General features: G+C 30.7%; 19 protein-coding genes and 1 tRNA gene. 11 read left to right on the forward strand and 9 right to left on the reverse strand.

Annotated elements, in window-relative coordinates; all coding sequences use genetic code 11:
• Nucleotides 1-160 precede the first annotated feature (160 nt).
• Together HRT41_11320 and HRT41_11325 are read left to right on the forward strand one after the other, a co-directional pair.
• The gene (locus tag HRT41_11320) at nt 161-541 is read left to right on the forward strand and encodes a VOC family protein (GenBank protein NQY24610.1); all 381 of its coding nucleotides are present in this window, start codon (nt 161-163) and stop codon (nt 539-541) included.
• A 1-nt stretch (nt 542) separates the two neighbouring features.
• A complete protein-coding gene (locus tag HRT41_11325; GenBank protein NQY24611.1) occupies nt 543-1,355 on the forward strand; it encodes a helix-turn-helix domain-containing protein in 813 nt (270 codons plus the stop codon).
• 40 nt (nt 1,356-1,395) lie between these two features.
• On the opposite strand, the gene HRT41_11330 is transcribed toward HRT41_11325, so the two are convergent.
• The gene (locus HRT41_11330; GenBank protein NQY24612.1) at nt 1,396-1,581 is read right to left on the reverse strand and encodes a hypothetical protein; all 186 of its coding nucleotides are present in this window, start codon (nt 1,579-1,581) and stop codon (nt 1,396-1,398) included.
• Between the two features lie 180 nt (nt 1,582-1,761).
• Here HRT41_11330 and nhaA point away from each other — a divergent pair, with 180 nt between their 5' ends.
• The 3 genes from nhaA to HRT41_11345 are packed head-to-tail and all read left to right on the forward strand — an operon-like array spanning nt 1,762 to nt 5,154.
• Complete coding sequence (gene nhaA, locus HRT41_11335; protein ID NQY24613.1) at nt 1,762-3,093, forward strand: Na+/H+ antiporter NhaA; 1,332 nt, start codon at nt 1,762-1,764, stop codon at nt 3,091-3,093.
• Between the two features lie 17 nt (nt 3,094-3,110).
• Entirely contained in the window at nt 3,111-3,785 is a 675-nt protein-coding gene (locus HRT41_11340) for a response regulator transcription factor (GenBank protein NQY24614.1), read from the forward strand.
• A complete protein-coding gene (locus HRT41_11345; GenBank protein NQY24615.1) occupies nt 3,775-5,154 on the forward strand; it encodes a HAMP domain-containing histidine kinase in 1,380 nt (459 codons plus the stop codon). The genes HRT41_11340 and HRT41_11345 overlap by 11 nt, the downstream gene beginning before the upstream one ends.
• A 353-nt stretch (nt 5,155-5,507) precedes the next feature.
• On the opposite strand, the gene HRT41_11350 is transcribed toward HRT41_11345, so the two are convergent.
• On the reverse strand, nt 5,508-7,502 hold the full coding sequence (locus HRT41_11350) for a PAS domain-containing protein (GenBank protein ID NQY24616.1): 1,995 nt from the start codon (nt 7,500-7,502) through the stop codon (nt 5,508-5,510).
• 263 nt (nt 7,503-7,765) lie between these two features.
• Between HRT41_11350 and HRT41_11355 the strand changes: the two genes are divergently transcribed.
• The gene (locus HRT41_11355) at nt 7,766-8,950 is read left to right on the forward strand and encodes a hypothetical protein (protein NQY24617.1); all 1,185 of its coding nucleotides are present in this window, start codon (nt 7,766-7,768) and stop codon (nt 8,948-8,950) included.
• A 9-nt stretch (nt 8,951-8,959) separates the two neighbouring features.
• Nucleotides 8,960-10,708 carry an LruC domain-containing protein gene (locus HRT41_11360; protein ID NQY24618.1) on the forward strand — a complete coding sequence of 583 codons (1,749 nt, stop codon included), beginning with the start codon at nt 8,960-8,962 and terminating at the stop codon, nt 10,706-10,708.
• A gap of 225 nt (nt 10,709-10,933) precedes the next feature.
• Here the strand turns inward: HRT41_11360 and HRT41_11365 are convergent, their stop codons facing one another.
• Nucleotides 10,934-11,140 carry a YHS domain-containing protein gene (locus HRT41_11365; protein NQY24619.1) on the reverse strand — a complete coding sequence of 69 codons (207 nt, stop codon included), beginning with the start codon at nt 11,138-11,140 and terminating at the stop codon, nt 10,934-10,936.
• Nucleotides 11,141-11,332: 192 nt separating this feature from the next.
• Between HRT41_11365 and HRT41_11370 the strand changes: the two genes are divergently transcribed.
• On the forward strand, nt 11,333-12,787 hold the full coding sequence (locus HRT41_11370) for a trypsin-like peptidase domain-containing protein (GenBank protein ID NQY24620.1): 1,455 nt from the start codon (nt 11,333-11,335) through the stop codon (nt 12,785-12,787).
• Nucleotides 12,788-12,966: 179 nt separating this feature from the next.
• Here HRT41_11370 and HRT41_11375 read toward each other — a convergent pair whose 3' ends face one another.
• From HRT41_11375 to HRT41_11400, 6 genes are all read right to left on the reverse strand, one after another.
• Complete coding sequence (locus HRT41_11375; protein NQY24621.1) at nt 12,967-13,770, reverse strand: ABC transporter ATP-binding protein; 804 nt, start codon at nt 13,768-13,770, stop codon at nt 12,967-12,969.
• A complete protein-coding gene (locus HRT41_11380) occupies nt 13,767-14,675 on the reverse strand; it encodes an ABC transporter permease (GenBank protein NQY24622.1) in 909 nt (302 codons plus the stop codon). The genes HRT41_11375 and HRT41_11380 overlap by 4 nt, the downstream gene beginning before the upstream one ends.
• 11 nt (nt 14,676-14,686) lie before the next feature.
• Nucleotides 14,687-15,649, reverse strand: coding sequence for an ABC transporter substrate-binding protein (locus HRT41_11385; protein NQY24623.1), 963 nt, complete (start codon nt 15,647-15,649; stop codon nt 14,687-14,689).
• 717 nt (nt 15,650-16,366) lie between these two features.
• Nucleotides 16,367-16,443 (reverse strand) — tRNA-Arg (locus tag HRT41_11390).
• A gap of 34 nt (nt 16,444-16,477) precedes the next feature.
• Entirely contained in the window at nt 16,478-17,335 is an 858-nt protein-coding gene (locus HRT41_11395; GenBank protein NQY24624.1) for a 4-hydroxybenzoate polyprenyltransferase, read from the reverse strand.
• 65 nt (nt 17,336-17,400) lie between these two features.
• Nucleotides 17,401-17,838, reverse strand: coding sequence for a hypothetical protein (locus HRT41_11400; GenBank protein NQY24625.1), 438 nt, complete (start codon nt 17,836-17,838; stop codon nt 17,401-17,403).
• Nucleotides 17,839-17,941: 103 nt separating this feature from the next.
• On the opposite strand from HRT41_11400, the gene miaA reads away from it, so the two are divergent.
• From miaA to rsmI, 3 genes are all read left to right on the forward strand, one after another.
• Complete coding sequence (gene miaA, locus HRT41_11405) at nt 17,942-18,814, forward strand: tRNA (adenosine(37)-N6)-dimethylallyltransferase MiaA (GenBank protein NQY24626.1); 873 nt, start codon at nt 17,942-17,944, stop codon at nt 18,812-18,814.
• A gap of 94 nt (nt 18,815-18,908) precedes the next feature.
• On the forward strand, nt 18,909-19,112 hold the full coding sequence (gene rpmE / locus HRT41_11410) for a 50S ribosomal protein L31 (GenBank protein ID NQY24627.1): 204 nt from the start codon (nt 18,909-18,911) through the stop codon (nt 19,110-19,112).
• 12 nt (nt 19,113-19,124) lie between these two features.
• On the forward strand, nt 19,125-19,940 hold the full coding sequence (gene rsmI, locus HRT41_11415) for a 16S rRNA (cytidine(1402)-2'-O)-methyltransferase (GenBank protein NQY24628.1): 816 nt from the start codon (nt 19,125-19,127) through the stop codon (nt 19,938-19,940).

Below are 19,940 nucleotides of genomic sequence, written 5' to 3' on the forward strand. Positions count from 1 at the left end.
TTTAGAATTTCAAGTTTTTTTAAGGTAACCACTGTTCCCTTTAATTATTCTCTTTTTATGGCAATTAACAAGCTATTGGCCTTTAGTTTAAAATAAAAATAGCACAAAATGTCAAGATTAAAAAATTGAAACTTTATATACTTAAAGAAAAAGGCTTATTATGGAATTAGAAACAATATTTAATGTTATTACAACAAAAAAAGTAAAAGAATCAGTGCAATTTTATACATCAATGTTCAACTTTGAGATTGTTGCCAACTTAGATTGGTACGTACACCTTAAACATGAGAGTAGTGGAATGGAATTGGCTTTTATGCAGCCAAATCATCCCTCTCAAGGAGCTATGTTTAAAAATGAATTAAACGCCAAAGGTTTGATATTAAGTTTTCAAGTTAAGGATGCTAAAAAAGAGTATAATTTAATGAAAAATAAGAGTATTGATATAGAATTTGATCTTAAAGAAGAAGAATGGGGGCAAATTCATTTTGGAATGTTAGATCCAAATAATATTTCTATCGATATAGTTCAACACTTGGAATAAAATGAATAAAAAAAGATTTGATACGTATTGTGAGTCTACTTTTAAAGCAATTATTTACATTCAAAATAATATAGAAGAAAACATTGACTTAAGTGATATAGCAAAAGAAGCAGGTTACTCCTTATATCACTTTCACAGAATTTTCAAAAAAGTCATAGGAGAGTCTCTTAAATCTTATATACGACGAATTAGGCTGGAAAATGCAGCCTTTTCTTTACAAATACAAAACAAGAGTATTATTGATATTGCACTTGACAGTGGTTTTTATACTCCTGAAACTTTTTCTAAAGCATTTAATAAATACTTTGGAAAACTTCCTTCTAAATATAAAAATAAAGTATCTTTATACAATGACTCAAATATTAACAGTATTAAAAAAATATATTTTAAAGGAAGAACCTGTATATTTAAGCGTCATACAGGCCTGTACACTAAAAGTGGCACTCCTTATGAAAAGAATTCTCTTTGGCACTCTATACTCTTACAAAGCGATTTAAAATCAAAAAATATATTGGAGTATGAATTATTTGGAATAAGCCATGATGACCCTTCAATCACCAGTGAAAAGAATATAAGATATGACGCTTGTATTGCTGTAAAAAACGATAAAAAAACAGCTTCTTTACAGCAACAACTGCAAGAAGGTTTTTATATTGTAGCTGTTCATCAAGGTAGTTTTGAAGAATTAATTCAAAGTTATAATTATTTGATTTATTCATGGTTAAAAAAATATAACTTTATAATGAACCACAAAATTCCTCCCTTTGAACAATTTTGTAACAAACATATAAAAATTTACATTCCTATCTTATAAGTAAATTTTACCTCTGCTCATTATTGAACAAAACTTCTTTTTATTTATAGAACATAACTAAGCTAATTATTCCATAAGCAAGAAGAAGCATTGATAATATTTTCATAAAATTTGAAAGTTTAATTAACATATTTGCTTCAATCTTACTTTGTATTTTACCTACAGCCACCAAATAAAGGTATATACCTGCAATTATTGCTATTACGGCATCTATCATTTCGTACATTTTATTCCTTAAATATTATGATTTTTTTTGAAATTATAACATTTTTAAACAGCAATAAATAAAGTTATTCTGCTAAAAAAGTTTCAATTGTCAACAAAGTGTCAAGATATATGTACTTTTCAACTTTGCAAAAAAAGATTAAAATCACAATTCATAAAATAAATTATTTACAGGAGTATTATGAAAATATTTGCACCATGGGAAAAAGCATTTCAAAGAATTGCAACACCCTTTGAACATTTTATACATGCACAAACGACAACGGGTCTTGTACTAGCAGTAATGACAGTTTTGGCTCTTATTCTGGCAAACTCCCCCTTTTCGCAGACATATTTGGATTTTTTTCATATTAATATTGATTTTAAAGTTGGTTCTTGGGCTTTGTCTCATAGCCTTCATCACTGGATTAACGATGGTCTTATGGCTGTATTTTTCTTTATCATTGGGCTTGAAATAAAAAGAGAAATAACAGCAGGAGAATTGTCAAATTTAAAAGTTGCAATCTTACCTATTATTGCAGCTATTGGGGGAATGGTATTTCCTGCTATGATTTATTTATATTTTAATTATGATGGAGCAGGTGCAAATGGCTGGGGAATACCAATGGCTACAGACATTGCTTTTGCCATTAGTGCACTTGTTCTTTTAGGTAAAAGAGTCCCTACTGCACTGGTGACTTTTTTAGTAGCACTTGCAATTGTTGATGATTTAGGAGCTGTTTTAGTCATCGCACTTTTTTATACAGATACTATAAATATGTTAGCTTTAGGATTGGCTGCGCTTATGTTTTTAGTCATGATAAGCTTAAACAGATTCGGAATTCATGCCATTTTGCCTTATTTTATTGTGGGATTACTTATGTGGTTTTTCATGCTGGAATCTGGGGTTCATGCCACGATTGCTGGGGTTTTAGCAGCTCTTACTATTCCTTCTAAACCCAAAAGAGCTCCCGCGTCATTTCCAGAAGATACAATAAAACTTATAAAAGAGTATGAAAAATATCCGAATGAAGAAAATCACGCCATGCATGAAAATCAAAAAGCGCTGATTATCAATATAAAAGATAAAATAGATGCAATAGGAACTCCAGCAGCAAGACTTGAACATGGCCTTCATCTGCCAGTTGCACTTATTATTATTCCTCTTTTTGCTTTAGCAAATGCGGGGATAGCCATTGATTTTTCCTCTCTTGCTACTACCGTTTTAGAACCCGTATCTCTTGGAATTATTGCAGGGCTAATAGGAGGAAAAGTACTTGGAATATTTGGTTTATCTTGGCTTGCTATAAAACTAAAAATTGCACAACTACCAAAAGGAAGCACTATGAGTCAAATATTTGGGGTGTCTTTTTTAGGTGGTATTGGTTTTACAATGTCTATTTTTGTGGCAGATTTAGCTTTTATAAACACTCCTGAGCTAATCTTACAAGCAAAAGTCGGAATACTTTGTGCTTCTTTATTTGCTGGATTATTTGGTTTTCTTTGGTTAAAGTATATTGCAAAGAGGGTATAATAAATGAAAAGTGAAATATGAAAAAAGTACTGCTCGTTGAAGATGACTTAGTTTTACAAAAGTTAATAAGTGAATATCTGGAAGAATACAGTTATTTATGCAGTGCGTTCTCAAATCCAGTAGAAGCATTACAAACATTTAGAGACAATCCAGATGATTTTACTATTGCAATACTGGATTTAGGACTTCCTAATATGGATGGTTTTGATTTGTTTAAAAAATTAAAACAAATAAAAGACATTCCCATCATCATCTCAACAGCAAGAGATGATATAGGAAATAAAATCTATGGTTATGAGTTAGGAACCGATGATTATCTCTCAAAACCCTATGAACCAAGAGAATTAGTACTTAGAATTGAAGCCACCTTAAAAAGATACAATAAATCAGCATCTCTTAAAATACATGATTTAAGTATTGATATAAGCAGCTCAAGAGTTTTTTTAAATACGCTTGAAATTGAGTTTACCAAAATTGAAAAAGAAATCTTTTTATTATTTATCAATAATCTAAATAAAATCTTCTCAAGAGAAGATATAGTAAACCAAAGCTCCCTTAAACACGATACTAAAAACAGAACAGTAGATATGCATATAAGTAATATTAGATATAAGATTGATGACAATTCAAAAAAACCTAAGTATATAAAATCTATTTGGGGTATTGGGTATAAGTTTTTTTATGACAATTAGAAAACAACTCTTTATCTCTTTTGCTTTAATATTAATAATTGTTGCTTTTATTATTGGCGTTTTTTTCTATACTATTTATAAACTAAACAGCATCAACTCCCAACAAAATCATCGTTATGACCAACTAATAAGAGTAAAAAAGTTAAGTGAGTTTAACAACTCTTATTCGTGGATAGTGCTTGATGTGATAACTGATTTTGACAAAATACAAATAGTAAAACTAAGAATTAAAAAAGCCAACGCGCTTTTTAAAAACCTAAACTCTTTAAAAACTACAATTATAAATAATTCAGAATCACAAGAAGAAAAAAAGAATTTGCTTTTGATTTTTACGTATTTTGAAGAAATGCAAATAATGATAAAAGATGATTTATATACATTAGTACTTAAGAAAAACAGTGACTTTAACGTTTTTAACAAAAAGTTTGAAAACATATATATAAATACACAAAAAGTACTCGCGCTAGAAATAAACTATCTAAAAAATAAACTAACACAAACACAAGATTTAAGAGATGCCTTTCTTGATACTATAAAACTTGAATTACTCGTTGTTTTTGTTATCTTGTTTTTACTTTCTTTTGTTATTTCTTCAAAAATCATAAGCGAGATAAAAGAGAAATTATACAGACTCAATCAAGGTGTATTGCAACTTTTTAAAAATGGAGAAAAAACGATCAAAGTAGATATTGGAGAAAACAATGAACTTTATGAAATCACCAAAAATCTTAATTCTTATTTAGAAAAACAAGCAGATATTATTCATTCAAGAGAAGAGCTATTAAGAAACATAAGTCATGAGCTAAAAACCCCAATAGCCAAAGCAAAGTTTATGCTTGCGAAAATTAAGAATACAGAAGATAAACAGACATTTAAGGATATAAATACCATTTTCTATGATATTGAAATGCTTACTTCAAAACTCTTAGAAAGAGAGAAACTAAACTTTGCTGTTTTAAAAAGAAGTAATTTTAAAGCAAGTTCTTTGATTCTTAAGTCTTTATCCAAGCTTTTAATTGAAGATGAAAGCAAAATAAAAGTAAACATCAAAAATGATTTTAATATTGAAGCAGATTTTTATTACCTCAGCCTTGCACTAAAAAACTTGCTTGACAATGCCATAAAATATGCGAAAGATTTTCCTATTATAATAGAGAGTTATGAGAATACTATTTATGTCAAAAATATTTCAAATGAACTTTTAAATGATTTAATATACTATCTCCAACCTTTTACAAGAGAAGAAAACCAGCAACAAGGCCATGGTTTAGGCTTAAATATTGTTAGTAAAATTTTAGAATTACATAGTTTTGATTTAGAATATACGCATAAAGATAGCTACAATATATTTTCTATATCCTTTAAATAAACATCTTTAGTTTTAATTAGGGATAAACACTACTTAGCTCCAGATTATTAGTAGTCAAGTAACAATATGAAACTAAGCACTGCTATCTTAGTTTAAGCTAAACTATGAGATAAAAAGCCTAAACCTATAAATAACACTGCGTCTATTATTATCAAGTTTCTTAAAAATTCCATGATAGCTCCTTTTGATACTTTCATTATAAAATACTTTTGTAAAGTTAAAAAGGTTATAGTCATTGACATATTCTTGACAAATTCAAGTAAGATATTAAAAGCAGAACACGTGGCATGTCATTAGTGAGGAAAGAAGACTTAGTTACTTAAGTATAGGGTAATGTAGGAACTGCTTGAGACTTACAAAGGGATGGAGATATGTATTTGAGCCCCGCTTAATGTTTTTTCTTTATATTTATACTCTTCATTACTTGCCCTAATAGAACCCATCATTCCTTCAACTATTAAATTATAGGTCATACTTAATCCTATACCCGTTCCTTGAAGCTGATGTTTGGTTGTAAAATAAGGTTCAAAAACTCTTTTTATAATACTCTCTTGAAAACCTTTGCCATTGTCTTTAAACGTTATATGTATCCTATTATCTTCTAAATATGTTGTAATAAAAAGGTATTTTTGATTTTTACAAGAAGAAAAAGCATCCTTTGCATTGGAGAAAAGATTCATATAACATTGAATAAGTTCATTTGCTGAACCATAATACATAATTGAATCATCTAAGTTAGTTATTATTTCAATTTTATGTTCAATATTTAAAGAAGAAATTAAATTTAAAAATGTTTTTATATTTTCTGAAAAGTTAAAATTACTCTTTTCTCTTCGTGAAGAACTAAAGTTTCGAAAGTCATCAATCGTTTTAGATAAGTATTGTGCATTATTATTAATAATATTACAATACTCTACAATAATTTCTTTGCTTAACATATCTGTTTCTTGTCTAAGCATTAAACCCGTTGCGCAGGTTGAGACTATTGATAAAGGCTGTCTCCATTGATGTGCTATATTACCAATCATTTCTCCCATAGAAGCCATTTTTGATTGTTGAAGGATAATATCATCTTGTTCTTTTCTATTCGTAATATCATGACCAATGCCTAAAACACCAGCAACTTCTCCTTTATCGTTAAATAATGCTTTTTTTGTAGTTTCTAAAAGAACTGTTTTATTGCTTTTGAAATAAGTAATCCACTCTTCATTAATTAATGCTTCTTGTGAATTCATTGCTCTTTTATCATGGAATCTAAAAGAATCTGCAAGCTCTTTTTTTACAAAATCATAATCTGTTTTTCCAATAATTTGATTCTCTTTTTTACCAAAAAAGAGCTCAAATTCAGGATTACAAGCCAGATATACACCTTCTTTATCTTTTAACCACAACATGTCTGGAATAGTTGCAAGAATATTCTTAAGCAGTATTTCACTCTCGCCTAATTGTTTGTTTGTTTTCTCTAATGCTCTATACGTAAGCTCTTTTTCAATTGCAATGGAGGCTAGGTTGGCATAAGAAGAAATCAATTTCAGTTCAAAGGAACTAGGTGCTTTGGGGCTGTTATTATAAATAGCAAAGGTTCCTAATATTTCTTTATTAGAAGATAAAATTGGCTCAGACCAACAAGCATGAAGATTCGCTTTTTGGGTTAATTCCAAAAATGCTGCCCAGTTTTCGTGGCTGTTAATATCTTCTACAATAACACGCTCTTTTTTATAAGCAGCTGCGCCACAAGAACCTATTTTTTCTCCAATTTCAACCCCTTCAATCGCTTCATTATAAAAAGCAGGCAAACTGGGTGCAAAACCTTTACTTAGATGTTTTTTTTCTTCATCTAATAAAAGAATAGAACAAAGTATTTTGGGACTTCTTTTTTCAGCTAAAAATATAATACTAAGAAGAATTGTTTCTAACTTACGCTCAATTGCAAGGGAAGAAAGAAGTTTTTCATTGTCTTCATAAATTATTTCATATTGTTTTTTTTCTGTGATATTTCTTGCTATACAAAAGAGCCCCAGTTTTTCATTTTTATTATTATAAATAGTCTCTTTTGATGTATTAAAAAAGGAATACTCACCATTTTCTTTCAAAAATGATTCTTCGTATCTTCTTATTTTTCCCTCTGTAATAATATCTTGATCTATTTTATTAAATTTTTCTGCATTAAGAGTATCAAATAATTCAAAATCTGTTTTATTTAAAACATCTGTTCTGTTTTTTTTAATAAAATCTAAAAATATTTTATTAAAATGTGTATATTCTCCCTTAATATTCTTAATAAATACTAAGTCTGGTATGAGTTCAACATACTCATCAATATATGGGAAGTTATTATCTATAATCATAAAATCACCCTTTTATATTATTCATTACTCTTATATTATGATAGATAAAATATACTTAAAAATGCGTCAAAAATCATTTTACAAGGATAAAAAGAATTAAAGCATTACATAAGCGCCACTACCACTTTTCATTAAATGCCATGCCCCTTTTCAAGTGATTGTTAGACCTGCAATAATCAAGAAATTAAATCCTTATACCTAAATTGCAATCTTTATGCATTTGAGAGTTTTATACTTCTGTAATATTAAAAAAGGAGGATAAGATGTTTAAAATAATTCTCTTTATCTTTATTTCCTTATTTATAAGCAGTTGTGGTTCTTCAAATAACAGTAATCTTACAAATAAGAAAACTGCATATTTCATTGATTCAGCTATTTCGGGAGTAGAATATACCTGTGATGATATTAAGGGTATTACTGCCTTTAATGGAGAGTTTACCTATAACAACTCCTGTGAAATAGTATTTACAGTAGGCGGTATTTTATTAGGGAAAATAAACAGTACAGATATCAACGAAGATAAAAATGTCCTGCCTGCGGATTTATTTGGTCTTATGAGAGAGAATACACAAGATCAAAGACTTGTAAGGTTAATACAGTTTTTACAAACAATAGATAATGATAACAATCCCTACAACAGTATTGAAATAACTCAAGACTTAAGAGACAAACTTAAATACCATTTTTTGGACTTTAGCAATGCAAGTATTAATGACAATGATATTCTTGCTCTAATTCAAGTTATCAACAAAAAGCTTGTTTCAAAAGAAAAAGCTTTAAAACATTATAAAAAAACACTAAGATCAAAGTTTGACCTCACCTTAAATATAAACGATGAAATAAATGATATTTTTGAAGAAAAAACAGAAGTCAAAAACAGTCTTTTAGAAGAAGTACTTTCTAAAAAAATGCAAAAAACTCCTGCTAAGACTGAAGAAGAAAAAGAAGTACTTAGCGTTGACATACAAGAATTTATTCAAGAAAAAGTTGTACAAAAACAGCAGCCTCTTCCAAAAGATATTACTCAAGAAGAACGTGTTCAAGAGCAAGAAATTATTCAAGAAGAAGAAAGAGATGAAATCATAAAACCTAGCATAAGAGATGTTATTGTTAATCTTGAAAGTAACAATATTAAAGAACAAGAAGAAAAAGGCTTTTCTTATAATAACCAAAGGGATGTAAGAATAAATATTACAACAAAAGAGCTTTTATATAATAAAGAAATTGTTATTTATGAAAAGAACACTGTTTATAAGACTCCCGTAGGCAATACAGAAAGACTTGAAAACAGAATTGTGGCTACCGTTTTTGATGAAAAAGGAGAGTTAAATCTCACCTATACTTTAGGCAATCATATACAAAGTGTTTGGATTGTTATTCCCTATTATAGGCTAAGGTTAGAAGTATCCATTAGCAACAATAATATTAATTTAAACATAGAGAATTAAGGATAAATCATGAAAAAACTAATTTTATATCTTGTTTTAATAATAACAATCTTAGAAAGTAGAGATTTTATTCCCTCACAAGATGATCCTACGTGGAATTATCAATTTGATACGTATACAAAATATTCTGGGCAAGGAGCAGGGATTAAAGATGAAAATATTACCACTGCCCCCTTTTCTATTGATGAAAATATTCTAAATACTTTTTTGTATGCTTTGCCAGAAAGTTCTCAAGCAAATATTGACCATCCTGAGTATTTTCCAGCAAATGAACCTGAAATAGCACTTGACCAAAAAGCAGATGCTTTTGTAACATTCTACTCAGAAGGTGCGGGCTATAAAAATACGCTGGGATATTATACTTATGATGGAGATACAGGAAGAACTGCTCCAAGCTCGGTTGATGAACTAAAAGAACATGGAAAGATTATTTTTCCCAATACCTCTTTTGTTGATAGTGGGGGTCAAATGTATTATGGGCTTACCGTCTCTTTAGGTGAGTTTGAAGCAAATACAAAATTCATATTTTTTATCGTATCAAATGGCTGGACAGGTACAGGAATCAGAGATACCGACTGGATATTTTCTACAAAATCTGATTTAAATTTAGAATATGATCCCGATTCAATACTGGAAGTACCCAATCATAAACATGTTGCCTTATTATGGAGCAATGTCGGAGCTGGAAATATTTTGCTTATGGGCTTTGAAGATATTTTAAGAACACATGCTAGTTGTGATCATGACTTTAACGATGTTTTATTTTCATTTGCAACAAATCCAATGAATGCACTCGTAGAAGAAAATGGTAGTTTCTCTGTAGCTCCTGTAGAAGCAGATAGTGACAATGATGGAGTAAGTGATGCATTTGATGAGTTTATTAATGACCCAGAACGAGCCTATACCACTTATTATCCAAATCAAAATGACAAAGCAACTATTATGTACGAAGATATGTGGCCTAAAGAAGGTGATTATGATATGAATGACCTTAGCATCGAAATACAAATAGTGGAGATTAAAGACAGTCTGAATAAAATAAAAGAAATACAATTTGATAGCAGACTAAAAACCAATGGCGCAGCATATAAAAATGGTTTTGCCATACAAATAAACAGTCCTATGAATAATATTGAAAGCTCAGAGTTTTTTATAGACGGTATTAAATTAGAAACGAATCTTATAGCTGATGAAGAGAATACTATTATTACTTTTTTTACCGATGCAGTAAAAGAGTTTAAAAAAACAGACAGTTATTATGATTTTGCTATAGGTGATAAATTTGGCTGTAATGACCCCTATAATAGATTTATCAATGTCTGTTTAAACAGAGTACAAGTATCCAGTCCCAATATTACAGGCTCTATTATATTTATAAATTCAGTTGATTTAATTAGCCCACCTTATAACCCGTTTTTGATTGTCAATAATGGCGTGTTAGCATACAATGAAGTGCATTTGCCAAATTATATGCCAACTTCTTTAGCACCTACCCATCTGTTTAATACCATGCATGATGCGTCTAATTTAAATCTAAACATTACGTATAAAACCTCATCGGATAAACCATGGGCTCTTTTAATTCCAAGGTCTTTTGCTTATCCTCTTGAAAGAAAGAATATATCTAATGTATATAAGTATTATAATGCCTGGGTAAATAGTGGGGGAGAAGAGTATTCTGATTGGTATTTACATAATAAAGTGGATGAAGAAGATAAACTTTATGCCAATCCTGATTTAATTTATCTTGAACAATAAGGGTTCCATGTTATTTGGATATTTTAACGTTTTCTTAAGAGTAGTCACCTAGTCTTTGAAAGAAAAAATATCTTAAGACTTGGTGGATAAAATCGGGGATAAAATACCATGGAAACAGTATGATTGATGTCTGTGTCGAAGTAAAGAGCAGAGAAGTTAAAGTATCTTGTCCTCTTTATTCCAACCCTAGGCCTGTGGTTTTTTCGTATTTGAATAAATATATTCTTAATTTTTTTCTTTTAGTTCATTTTCTTTAATAATTACATCAAAATATGTTGAATCATTTGGTCTTTTTGAAATATTATTCATAAAATCGTCTCTGCATCCAGTATTGCAAAAACCAACAATATGGCCTTTATAGTTACATAAAGAATCAGAAACTATTCTTTTTCCCGAACGAGGACAAAACTTATTTATTGTTTCTTTAAACATAATCTTCCTTTTCATAAAAATAAATTCTATTATATGTTTTTGTGTATAAAACTTGTCTGAATATACATTCAAAAATTACGCCATAGTATTGGATCTCCACCTCTTTTTTATGTCCAAAAGGGGTAGCTTTGTTTATAATAGAGAAAAATCATTTACTCTTGAAGAAGGAATAAAACAAAGCTAGGTTTTATAATGATTAAATATAATATCTCTTTCACTAATACTATTACATTCAAAGGACTTGACATTAAAAAGATACTACAACTTTTAATACTATTGTTTACTACCATAACATTCTCTTCAAACCTAGCAACAAATTCAGTTGTAAAAATATATACAGCAGCATCAATTCCTAACTATACCTACCCATGGCAAACAAGTAGAATAATAAAATTCACTGGTTCAGGTGTGGTTATAAGCGATAATAGAATAATAACATCTGCTCATGTAGTTTCTAATGCTAAGTTTATTGAAGTCAAAAAAGAGAATGAACATAAAAAATATATTGCCACAGTTAAATACATTTCTCATCAAGCAGATTTAGCAATTTTAGAGATAAAAGACAAAACTTTCTTTAAAAACGTTCAACCTTTAATATTAACCAGCTCAATAAGAGCCAGAGATGAAGTAACCGTATTAGGTTATCCAATTGGAGGTAATAATATATCAACTACAACTGGAATCGTATCAAGAATAGAATACAGAAGTTATGTTTGGAGTAAATTTAATCTTTTAGCTATTCAAATTGATGCAGCTATTAACAGTGGAAATAGTGGCGGTGCAGTTATTAATAATAAAAATGAGCTGGTAGGTATTGCAATGATGAGAATATCTAAAGCAAGTAATATAGGATATATAGTGCCTTCAACAGTACTTCAATATTTTTTAGATGATACAAAAGACGGAATAGTCAATGGGTATCATCAAGACAGTTTCTATGCTCAAAAGATGAATAATCAGGCCCTAAAGGATTATTATAGTTTAAATAAGCGTACAGGTATTCTAGTAACACATGTAGGAATAAAAGAAGAGTCCCTAAAAGCCAATGATATAATTTTATCTATAGACAATATAGATATTTCAAATGAAGGTACTATAAAAACGGAATATGGAAATGTAAGTTATTCAATGGCTTTTCACAGCAAACAAATTGGGGAAACTGTTAGCTTAAAAGTTTTGAGAGATAAAAAAGAACAAACAATCAACTTTAGACTTACAAAGTATAGATCTCTAATTTCACATGAGTTTGAGAAAGAGCCCAGGTATATAATCTATGGAGGATTGACATTCACTCCCTTAACAAGTAATTATTTGAGTAAACTATCTTCATCAAGTGGAATGAATATGTTATTCTACCAAAAGAGCAGAACAGAAGACTATACAGAGCCAGTTGTAAGTTTAAGTACCATCTTTCCAAACAAAGTAAATAGAGGTTACCAACAAGGTTCCTATATTCTAACAAAAGTGAATGATATAAAAATCAAGAACTTCGAACATTTAATAAAAGTACTTGATGCTGTAAATGATAAGTTTACTGTATTTGAGTATCTGGAAAAGAAGAAATTTATTCTTAATACACAAGAAGCAAAAGAAAGTATTAAAAGTATTATGAAAACGTACAATATGAAAAGTGACAGAAGAGAGTAATATTATAAAAGAATAAGAATGAAAAAAAAGATTTAGTTTTAGAAAAATAATTTGACTCTAAATATCATATAAAGTCATTTTATATCAACTTATCTCTTTTTTGGTGGGCAGGATGTGAGAAGTTTTTAAATTTCAAATAAAAATCTCACATTAGCTATCAGAGTTTAAATATTTAGGCCTTATACATCTAATAATAATTTGTCATCATCTAGTTCTTCACTATCCTCACGTGCACGTGCAAATAGATTAAGTAGATCTTTAACTTCATAAGAAGAGCGTTCTTTTCCCGCTAAATCAAAGATGATCTTACCTTCATGTAACATGATTGTACGTGAACCATGATCCAGCGCTTGACGCATTGAGTGCGTTACCATCATTACCGTCAATGTTTTCTCTTCAATAATTTGTGAAGATATTTCCATAATAAGCGCGGCTGTTTTGGGGTCAAGTGCAGCGGTATGTTCATCTAATAACAAAATACTGCTTGGCTGTAATGCGGACATTAATAAACTAACAGACTGTCGTTGTCCACCAGATAAAAGTCCCATTTCAGAATCTAATCTATCTTCAAGACCAAGATTAAGGCGACTTAACTGCTCTTTAAATATTTTACGTAATTTGCTATTCAAGGCAAAAGATAAAGTGCCCCTCTTTCCACGACCATAAGCAATTGCCATATTTTCTTCTACGGTTAAATTACCGCAAGTACCCGCAAGGGGATCTTGAAATACACGTGCTATATCTTTAGTACGCCCAGTAGCTGGCAATTTTGTTACATCCCTATCATCAAAAAATATATGACCGTGAGTCGTTTCAATATCACCAGCAATGGTATTAAGTAAGGTTGATTTACCAGCACCATTTGAACCAATAACCGTAATAAATTCACCCGTAGGAATAGTTAAATCAATCCCACACAAAGCAAGTTTTTCAGTTGCTAAGCCAGCATTAAAGGTAACATGCAAATTTTCGCAACGTATCATACTTCTTTTCCTTTTTGTTTCGCTTTTTTGGCTTTCCATTCACTGCGCAATTTTGGAAAGATTAATGATAAAGTAACGAGTACCGCCGTAAGCAGATTCAAATCCGATGCTTGAAAACCTAAGAAGTCAGCATTAAGTGCCATAGAAACAGCAAGACGATACAAAATAGATCCGACGATACAGCCCATTACAATGACTAAAATCGAACGAGTAGCGAATAATGATTCTCCTATAATAACGGCTGCTAAACCTACAACAATTGTTCCTATTCCCATTGTTGAATCAGCAAAACCATTGGTTTGTGCAAATAAAGCGCCTGCAAGTCCCACTAATCCATTAGATAAAGCTAGCCCTACATATACTTTTTGATTAACAACAATACCATTTGCCTGCGCCATCCGCTTATTCGAGCCAACAGCGCGCATTGCTAAGCCGTATTGAGTGTATAAAAACCACGCCAACAATAGGCCCCCAATAACGGAACATACAGCCACAAATATAAGCTTCATATACATAGCTGGTATTCCTAATCCTTCAAAAGGACTAAGCATCGTTGGCTCCATAATCAAGGAGATATTAGGTTTCCCCATTATGCGCAGATTAATAGTATATAAAGCTGTCATGGTAAGAATACTGGCCAAAAGATGAAGAATATTAAAGCGTAGATTTAACCAAGCGGTAACTATCCCTGCACAAGCAGCTGCTAGTGTGCCAAATAATGTCGATAAATAAGGATTAATACCCGCAACAATTAGAGTAGCTGTTACAGCAGCCCCTAGTGTAAAGCTTCCATCAACGGTTAAATCAGGGAAATCTAAAATTCGGAACGTAAGATAAACCCCCATAGCTACTAAACCATAGATAAAGGCTATCTCTAGTGTTCCTAAAAAAGCATAAAGTGACAATTTAACAACCCTTATTTTTCAATAATTTTAGTGGCACGAGCAAGAACTGCCTCTGGAATTTTAATTCCCATTAGTGCAGCCATTTTCGGATTAACAAACAAATTAGTACCTTTTGCCATTTTAACATCAATTGAACCAGGTTTTTCACCTTTTAAGATACGAACAACGATATCTCCAGTTTGACGACCTAAATCGAAATAATCATAACCAACAGCGGCAACAGCCCCACGTGCAACTGTATCGGTGTCACCAGCAAAAACTGGAATTTGGGCATCAATACCAACTCTTATAACAGCTTCAACAGCACTAATAATAGTATTATCAATTGGACAGTAAATAGCATCTACTTTACCGACTAATTGTTTAGTTGCAATCATTACATCTGATGATTTTGGTGCTGCAGATTCTACAATTTTAATTCCCATTTTAGCAGCTTCCACTTTGATAGCAGCAAGCATTGAAACTGAGTTTGATTCACCTGGATTGTATGGAATTCCAACTGCTTTTAGATTAGGTAAAAATTCTTTGATTAAAGCAAGATGTTCTTTAACATTAGCCATATCCGATAAACCTGTAACATTACCACCTGGTTGGATAAGACGAGGAATGAGTTTCGCAGCCAGGGGATCTGTTACTGCTGAAAATACGACTGGAATTGTATCACTAGCAACTACGGCGGCTTGTGCCGATGGTGTTGCAATCGCAACAATTACATCTGGCTCATCACCCACCATTTTACGCGCAATTTGTGCTGCTATATCTGGTTTTCCCTGAGCACTTTGATAGGTGAATTTTAGTTGATCCCCACTATAACCATTTTCCTTTAATGTCTGTTTGATTCCATCTCTTACGGCATCGAGCGCTGGATGCTCAACAATTGCTGTAACCGCAACATAAACTGGTTTCGCTTGAAGTGAACCGCTTAGTATTAGCGTTGATATAATCGCACTTTTAAAAATCGAACTTAATTTCATATTGAATCCCTTAGAATGAATTTATTATTTGCTTAAACTATAAAAAATCTTAATCATCGATTTTTTGAAAAAGTTTATGGACGTTTAGAATGATTGTATAGATTTATAACTAAATGATTACTTAATACTTAAAGATAAGTAATCAATATATTGAGCCTAGCTTGATTTCTATATATCGGAATTTCTTAGGTATAAATTTATTAAGTTACTGAGAATTAATTAAATAAGGCAAAATAAAGGGGACAGCTACCACCTTTAATTAAATAACGTTAAGAATTAAGAGATTATTAAAGAGCTCTTTCAAACTTCATTTGCGCTTTTTTCTTTTTCTTAATTGTTAGAAAAAGAAACAAAAAGAAGCAACTGACGAGTTGATAAAGCCCTTCGGGTACCTAAAGATTTTTATTTGTTAGCTAGGTTCAAAAACTCACTAAAACGTGCTAAAGAGCACATTTCTTTACGTTCAGACAGTTTTCACCTTTTTCCGCCAAAAAATAAAAAGATTTAGCTTTATCAAAGTCAGGGAAAAGAGCCTTAGGAAAGAATGATTCATTTAATGATTTGTTCTACATACTTTTATCTTATGATATAGAACTAGAGAAAATTAATTTGAATATAAAATATCATGCATGGGAATGGCCTGGTGAAAGTTTAAAATCGAGCATAAAAAAAGCCCGACATAAACACTATACATAGTGACTATATCGGGCTTTCTAATGGTACGCCTGGCAGGATCCGAACCTGCAACCGCCGGGGCCGAAACCCAGTGCTCTATCCAGTTAAGCCACAGACGCGTTTATTAGGTTGGAATTATAGTGAATCTTTTCTTTAGAAAAGATTATCTAGGATGATAAATGCGAAAAATACAATTCCTAAGTAACCGTTGATGGTAAAAAAGGCTCTATCTATCTTGGTAAAATCTTTATTTACTAAATAATGTTCATAACTTAACATAAGTGCAGATAGGCCTAGAGCCGTATATGCAAAAATTCCTGAGTCTGATTCTTGTATAAATAAGAACCAAAAGATTATTGTTAAAACATGCAATATTTTTGAAAATAATAAAGTTTTTTGTGCTCCAAATTTTGAAGGTACTGAGTGAAGGCCTAGTTTTTTATCTACTTCTATATCTTGAAGAGAATACAGCAAATCAAAACCAGCTACCCAAAACATAACTCCAATACTTAAAAACAGTGACCACAAAGGAATGCTCTCAGTTACTGCAACCACTCCTGCAATGGGAGCCAAACCTAAAGAAATTCCCAAGATAAGATGGGCTAAATAAGAAAAGCGTTTAAAATAAGAATATGAACCTATGATTAATAAAATAGGAACAGCCAATAAAAAAGCCAGTTCATTTACAAAATAAGCCACTATTATAAAAGCAGCTGCATTAACAAAAGTAAATAAGAACATGGATTTAGCAGATATTCTTCCATCTACACTTGGACGTGAGGCTGTTCTTGGATTAAGGGCATCAATGTCTCTGTCTAAATAACGGTTAAAACCCATTGCAAAGTTTCTAGCACTAAGAGCTGCTAAAAGTCCTAATACTAATAAAGTCCATCCAAACCAGCCTTTTGCAGCAACAACCATTGCTATAAAAATAAAAGGCAAGGAGAAAATAGAGTGTTTGAACATTACGAGTTCATTAAAATCGTTTAATAATTTAAATATATTTTTCATGGCGAGATTTTAGCAGATAATAGATTTATATTGAGTACTTTTATCAATGATTTTTCTAATCTTTTTTAAACTACGAACATAAGTTTTGCAATGATTACAATTAGTACAGTAAGTACAAATGCAAACTTATGAAAATGTTCCATAAATGAGAAAGGAACTCTTTTTGTTACTTTGCAAAATAATGAATATACAATTCCAGAAGCAATAAGAAAAACCAAAAAAACTTTTAACCATAATAGATATTGAAAAGTACTTTCAAAGTAACCCAATTCTGCATTTATATATTTTGAAAACATCATGGTTCCAGTGATTAATAAAACAAGTACCATTAAAGGAAATATTTTAATGCCTCTTCCTCCTATACTCTTTTTGATATCTTGAACTTCTTTTTGCGAAAATGTTTTTGATAAAACAGGAAATACAAAAATATCTGTAAAAATAAAACCAATAAAAAATATTGCACATAATAAATGAATGATTAAAACAAGACTATAAGAATCCATATTTTTCCTTTGTAATTTGTGCTTATTTTAAAGAAAAAATTTTGCTTTTGCATTGATAGTGGTCAATAAGCAAAAACTTTAAGAAGTTTTGATAAAATTCTTTATGAAAGAAATAGCAATTATTGGCCCAACGGCTTCAGGAAAAACCTCCCTTAGCATAGAGATCGCCCACAAAACCAACTCTATCATTCTCTCTGTTGATTCTTTATCTGTGTATAAAGAAATTGATATAGCCTCTGCAAAACCTAGTTTAAAAGAGAGAGATGGTATTACACATTTTGGGATTGATGAAGTTAATGTAGATGAAAAATACGATGTAATGGAATTTATTTCTACTTATGAAAGAGCCAAAAATTTCGCAAAAGAAAAAGGAAAAAACTTAGTAATCGTAGGTGGTACTGGTTTTTATGTAAAAACATTAAAAGAAGGTATTAGCCAAGGAATTAACGAAGAAGTTTCTTTGGACGTAAGTATTCAAGAAACCCATGCACTTTTAAGCGCATTGGATAAAGAGTATATGAAAAATATTGCTTCTAATGACACATATAGAATTAAAAAAGCCTATTCTATATACAAGATATCAGGCCTTGTTCCCAGTAAGTATTTTAAACAAAACCCTAAAGTACCTATTAGTCCAGATCTTAAAATATTTGAAATTTTATGGCCAAGAGAAGAATTAAAAAAACGAATCGCTTTAAGAAGCAAAATAATGTTAAATGATGGTCTTATAGATGAAGTCATATTTTTAGAGAAAAAATACGCAAGAGAAGCCAATGCTATGAACTCTATTGGTATTTTAGAAACACTACAATATCTCGATGGAAAACTTACAAGGGAAGAACTTGTTAACAAAATATCTATGAATACCGCAAGACTAGCAAAACGTCAGGTTACTTTTAATAAAGGGCAATTTGATGAGAACATGCATTCTAATATTATAGAAAACTTAAATAAAGTGATACTTAAGTTCTTTTAGGTATAATCTCGCACTAAAATAAAAGAATATGATAATAAAGGGCAACATCTAGACTTGACCTTTTGTTATATATGATAAAAAATAAGGAAAACCTATGAAAAAAGATATTCACCCAGATTATAAATTATGTGCAGTTTCTTGTGCTTGTGGTAATGCATTCGAAACAAGATCAACTACTGAGACTTTAAGAGTTGATATTTGTAACGCTTGTCACCCATTTTTTACTGGTGAGCAAAAATTAGTTGATGCTGCTGGTAGAGTTGAGAAATTCAAAGCTAAGTACGAATTAAAAAAATAAGTTAGCCCATATATGTTAACATTAGTTCCAACTCCTATAGGTAATTTAGACGATATGTCTAAACGTGCAATTATTGCCCTAGAAGAAGCGGAACTTATTTTTTGTGAAGATACACGTGTCACAAAAAGACTCCTTTCTCTCTTAAGCGAAAAACAAAACCTAAACTTCCCTTGTACTGAATTCAAATCTTTTCATTCACACAATGAAAAAGCTGTATTAGCAACATTAAAACCTGAAGATTTTGAAAAAAATATTGTTTATGTATCTGATGCTGGAATGCCTTGTGTTTCTGATCCTGGTGCTTCTTTAGTAGCTTATGCTCTTGAAAATCAAATAACTTATGACGTTCTTCCTGGTGCAAATGCGGTATTAACTGCTTATGCAATGAGTGGATTTTCTGATACTAAGTTTACTTTTTTTGGTTTTTTAGATCATAAAGGAAAATCACGCGTAGCTCAATTAGATAAAGTACTTTCTTGTGCTAATTTGAGTATTTTATACGAATCTCCTCACAGACTTTTAAAAACACTGGAAGAAATTCAAGCTAAAGCACCTGAGCGAAAATTATTTTTGGCCAAAGAAATCACTAAAAAATTCCAAAAAGTTTTTAAAGACAGTGCAGAAAATATTTTTAAAACAGTAAAAAATGAAACAATTAGAGGAGAATGGGTTATTGTACTAGAAGCCAGTTCAACTGATGGTTTACCAATCACCCTAGAAGACCTCGAAAACTTGGACTTAGCTCCTAAAATAAAAGCCAAATTAATTGCTAAATTAAAAGGTGTTAATGTGAAAGATGTTTATCAACAAATTTTAGCTAAAATCTAG

It is taken from the genome of Campylobacteraceae bacterium (assembly GCA_013215945.1).
Lineage (GTDB): Bacteria > Campylobacterota > Campylobacteria > Campylobacterales > Arcobacteraceae > NORP36.

Excerpts from the sequence above, each read along its gene's own strand:
- HRT41_11350 (NQY24616.1), bottom strand. The coding sequence starts at position 7,502 with ATGATTATAGATAATAACTTCCCATATATTGATGAGTATGTTGAACTC.
- HRT41_11330 (NQY24612.1), bottom strand. The coding sequence starts at position 1,581 with ATGTACGAAATGATAGATGCCGTAATAGCAATAATTGCAGGTATATAC.
- HRT41_11325 (NQY24611.1), top strand. The coding sequence starts at position 543 with ATGAATAAAAAAAGATTTGATACGTATTGTGAGTCTACTTTTAAAGCA.
- rpmE (NQY24627.1), top strand. The coding sequence starts at position 18,909 with ATGAAAAAAGATATTCACCCAGATTATAAATTATGTGCAGTTTCTTGT.
- HRT41_11385 (NQY24623.1), bottom strand. The coding sequence starts at position 15,649 with ATGAAATTAAGTTCGATTTTTAAAAGTGCGATTATATCAACGCTAATA.
- nhaA (NQY24613.1), top strand. The coding sequence starts at position 1,762 with ATGAAAATATTTGCACCATGGGAAAAAGCATTTCAAAGAATTGCAACA.
- HRT41_11370 (NQY24620.1), top strand. The coding sequence starts at position 11,333 with ATGATTAAATATAATATCTCTTTCACTAATACTATTACATTCAAAGGA.
- rsmI (NQY24628.1), top strand. The coding sequence starts at position 19,125 with ATGTTAACATTAGTTCCAACTCCTATAGGTAATTTAGACGATATGTCT.
- HRT41_11400 (NQY24625.1), bottom strand. The coding sequence starts at position 17,838 with ATGGATTCTTATAGTCTTGTTTTAATCATTCATTTATTATGTGCAATA.
- HRT41_11395 (NQY24624.1), bottom strand. The coding sequence starts at position 17,335 with ATGAAAAATATATTTAAATTATTAAACGATTTTAATGAACTCGTAATG.
- HRT41_11355 (NQY24617.1), top strand. The coding sequence starts at position 7,766 with ATGTTTAAAATAATTCTCTTTATCTTTATTTCCTTATTTATAAGCAGT.
- HRT41_11360 (NQY24618.1), top strand. The coding sequence starts at position 8,960 with ATGAAAAAACTAATTTTATATCTTGTTTTAATAATAACAATCTTAGAA.
- HRT41_11345 (NQY24615.1), top strand. The coding sequence starts at position 3,775 with ATGACAATTAGAAAACAACTCTTTATCTCTTTTGCTTTAATATTAATA.
- HRT41_11375 (NQY24621.1), bottom strand. The coding sequence starts at position 13,770 with ATGATACGTTGCGAAAATTTGCATGTTACCTTTAATGCTGGCTTAGCA.
- miaA (NQY24626.1), top strand. The coding sequence starts at position 17,942 with ATGAAAGAAATAGCAATTATTGGCCCAACGGCTTCAGGAAAAACCTCC.
- HRT41_11340 (NQY24614.1), top strand. The coding sequence starts at position 3,111 with ATGAAAAAAGTACTGCTCGTTGAAGATGACTTAGTTTTACAAAAGTTA.
- HRT41_11365 (NQY24619.1), bottom strand. The coding sequence starts at position 11,140 with ATGTTTAAAGAAACAATAAATAAGTTTTGTCCTCGTTCGGGAAAAAGA.
- HRT41_11320 (NQY24610.1), top strand. The coding sequence starts at position 161 with ATGGAATTAGAAACAATATTTAATGTTATTACAACAAAAAAAGTAAAA.